The sequence below is a fragment of the Niameybacter sp. genome, from assembly GCF_036655075.1.
Classification (GTDB): domain Bacteria; phylum Bacillota; class Clostridia; order Lachnospirales; family Cellulosilyticaceae; genus Holtiella.
This window is the reverse complement of sequence record NZ_JAVVQU010000001.1, coordinates 126,921-130,126: the sequence shown is the minus strand read 5'-3', so window position 1 is coordinate 130,126 and position 3,206 is coordinate 126,921. Positions and strand designations below refer to the sequence as shown.

At 37.1% G+C, this 3,206-nt stretch carries 3 protein-coding genes; 2 read left to right on the top strand and 1 reads right to left on the bottom strand.

Annotated elements, in window-relative coordinates:
* Positions 1–126: 126 nt before the first annotated feature.
* The gene (locus tag RRY75_RS00640) at positions 127–447 is read right to left on the bottom strand and encodes a (2Fe-2S)-binding protein (protein WP_332492483.1); all 321 of its coding nucleotides are present in this window, start codon (positions 445–447) and stop codon (positions 127–129) included.
* 380 nt (positions 448–827) lie between these two features.
* Between RRY75_RS00640 and RRY75_RS00635 the strand changes: the two genes are divergently transcribed.
* Both RRY75_RS00635 and RRY75_RS00630 read left to right on the top strand, forming a co-directional pair.
* Positions 828–1,733: a SpoIID/LytB domain-containing protein gene (locus RRY75_RS00635; RefSeq protein WP_332492485.1), complete on the top strand. Its 906-nt coding sequence runs from the start codon at positions 828–830 to the stop codon at positions 1,731–1,733.
* Positions 1,734–1,802: 69 nt separating this feature from the next.
* Positions 1,803–2,693 carry a peptidoglycan DD-metalloendopeptidase family protein gene (locus RRY75_RS00630; RefSeq protein ID WP_332715358.1) on the top strand — a complete coding sequence of 297 codons (891 nt, stop codon included), beginning with the start codon at positions 1,803–1,805 and terminating at the stop codon, positions 2,691–2,693.
* Positions 2,694–3,206: the final 513 nt, after the last annotated feature.

Below are 3,206 nucleotides of genomic sequence, written 5' to 3'. Positions count from 1 at the left end.
TAAAATAATTTTAAAATAAGATGATATAAAGTATAAAAAATTTTTAAATCTACAGGGGTTTGAGCATATAAAAGAAAAGGTCTAGAAAAAGAGCGACTTGATGCGCACCTTTCTAGACCTTTGTTATTATCTACCGAGTTCGATAATGTTTGCTACAAGTTTTTGACAACGACCACAAGCAGAACCTGCATGTGTAATTTCAGCCACTTTTTCTACTGTGTCAGCGCCGTCTTTAACAGCTTGTACAACTGTTTCTAAAGAAACATTTTTACAGCCACAAACGGAAGCTAAGATTTCTTCGATAGCAGGGATACAACCGCCACAAGCTGTGCCAGCACCTGTCATTTCTTGAATTTCAGCAACTGTACGTGCACCCTTACACATTGCTTGACGAATTGCGATATAGTCTACTTGTTTACAGTGACAAATCATTTTATTATGAGCCATTTTTTGAGCCCTCCAATATATAAGTTTATAGTTTGCATTATATAATATCATTAGGATCTAGGCAAGAGCAAGAGAAATGTCGATAAAACAAAGGGGAATGGACACTAGAAATTGTAGATGCTCAGAAGGTGATAGGAGAGATTAAAACTTCTACCTTAAGTTGAATAAAGTCTAGAAAAAGGCTCTATACTCTTAGTAAAAAAGAGGAGGAGACTTTTTTATGTGTGACAAGAAAAATATTATTATTATACTAGTGACCCTTATGATTTGTACAGCTTGTATTGTTAGCCTTGAAATACTCTTTTAAGAAAGGCATAAACTTGTCTCCTTTTCATATAATGTATTACAGGCTTTAAGATACAGATGAAAGGGGACAAGCGATGAAACAAATTGGTATCTGGTGCCTAGTGTTACTAGGCATATTAATAGGTATTCCAACTTTGGTTGTTTATACAGGAGGACATTATAGTGGAGAGTTGCTCCAAAGTGTAAGAGGAATTGGAGATAAGGATGAGAGCAAAGAAGCAGAAGCTAAAAGACAGGAAGACGAGTTAATAGGAGCTATTGCTAAGATGGCTTCTCCAACGGAGTCTGAAGAAGTATTGAAAGCCTATGCGGTGATACTTAGAACTTATAAGTTAAGAAGACAGTTAGGCATAGTAAGTCAAGGGAGTCTTGCTATTATGAGCAAAGAAGAGATGCAAGACAAATGGGGCAAAGACTATACAGCATACTATACAAAGCTTAAAAAGGTTGTAGCAGATACAGCTAATGAAGTAATGTATGCCAACAATGAACTTATTGAACCGATTTATCATAAAGAAAGTGCAGGAATGACAAGAGCCGCAGTCAGTTTATACAAGCAAGACATTTCATATTTACAGCCTGTAGAAAGTAAAGCAGATACAGTGAGAGAGAGCTTTGGTTTTACTCAAACGGAGTTTGTACAGAAGCTGCAAGATGCCTATTCACACCTGTCTATTCAGGCAGAGGCACTTACACAACAAATTCAGATTGTGGCAAAGGACCAAGCTGGGTACATAGAGAGCCTTCAAATAGGAAATTTACTTATAGATGGAGAAACATTAAGAAAAATACTAGGACTACCTTCAGCATGCTTTACAGTGACCCAAAGCACAAATGGTATTACATTTGATGTGAAAGGGATTGGACACGGTATAGGACTAAGTCAGAATGGAGCCAGTGCCATGGCACTGGAAGGGGCAACTTATAAGGAAATTTTGAGTTACTACTACACCGGCATAGAGATTAAAACTAATAATTAAAAATTTATAAGTGTATGTGAATAAAACCCTTTTACTCTGGCGACAATTAAGACGTCGGAGGTGTAAAGGATGAATAAACTTAAGAACTTTACAAGAAAATATGGTTTTTATTTAGCAGTAGGACTTGTGAGTGTAAGTGCTATCGCAGCGGCTGTTGTGCTTTCTAATAATGCAGAACCAGTAGCGAGTGAAAATGGTGCTTATATTGGAGACGTGGCAGATGATGCACTTGATATGACAGACAGCGAAATGGGCGATGTAGACATCGTGCCAGAAGGTGAAGTAGCAGATGTGCAGGATGCTACTACAGACAATGTTGTACCGGGAAATATAGAACAAGAAGCTACAGATGTAGTAGAAGAGACTCCATCCGTTCAACCTACAGACAAAAATGTAGAAGATGAATTGGCTGTTGAAACTTTTAGCACTACAACTGCAGATGCAAATGAAGCACCTTTCTTTGCTGAAGGGGATACGATGTTATGGCCTGTAGAAGGAAATGTAATCGTACCTTTTAGAGATGATAGTACACAACATTGGTATAGCACAGCTTTAGAGCAAACCATGCGTACTTATGGTGTTTGTATTGGTGCTCAAGAAGGTGCTGCTATCAAAGCACCAGCTAAAGGTGTGATTGTAGATATTACTGAAGATGCTACAACACTTGATAGCATGAAGCTTGTTGGAAATGTAGGACAGGTTATTGTTATTGATCATGGCAATGGATACACAAGTGAACTTGGTATTCAGGGCGGGAGAGCTGACAAAGACTTGTTAGGTCAAACTGTAGACGCTATGCAAGTCATTGGTACAGCGGGTACGCCTACAGGTCCATTTGCAGACCTTGGTAGCAATGTGTATTTACAAGTTAAACACAATGATAATATTGTAGACCCTACAACTATTTTAGGCTATCATGAGTCAGTAGCTGGTGTAGATATGGGACACATAGCAGACTAATTTCAAAACATGCAAAAAGCAGGAGCGTGAGCACCTGCTTTTTGTGTACATAAAGAGTGTATAAAATGAAGAGCATATTTGAATACGCAAGAGGAGATTGAAATAAATAGTGGGGACGATCTGTTTTACAGTAGATATGTGAAGTTCATTGAAGGGATTAAGAGTATGAATTCACCTATATTGAATGCTATCTTCATTGCAGAAAATATAAGGATTCTACACACTTTTTTGTACAGTGATGAGTGAGTAAAGTAATAAATTTATAAATAGTATATAAAATTAGGTGAAAATAAAATGAATTAATGTATAATGTAATGTAGTCTATAAACTAAAAAGGAGAGATATATCGTGAAAAAATTCAACCAAGTTTTAACATTAGCCTTAGCAAGTTTATTATTAGCACAACCAGTTTTAGCAACACCAGTAAAGGTCGAACAATCACAAGAAGTTAAAGTAGAACAACCTGGAGCAGTAACACTTCCAGAAGTTAAGAAACCAGAGAAGACATTCCAA

Excerpts from the sequence above, each read along its gene's own strand:
- RRY75_RS00640 (WP_332492483.1), bottom strand. The coding sequence starts at position 447 with ATGGCTCATAATAAAATGATTTGTCACTGTAAACAAGTAGACTATATC.
- RRY75_RS00635 (WP_332492485.1), top strand. The coding sequence starts at position 828 with ATGAAACAAATTGGTATCTGGTGCCTAGTGTTACTAGGCATATTAATA.
- RRY75_RS00630 (WP_332715358.1), top strand. The coding sequence starts at position 1,803 with ATGAATAAACTTAAGAACTTTACAAGAAAATATGGTTTTTATTTAGCA.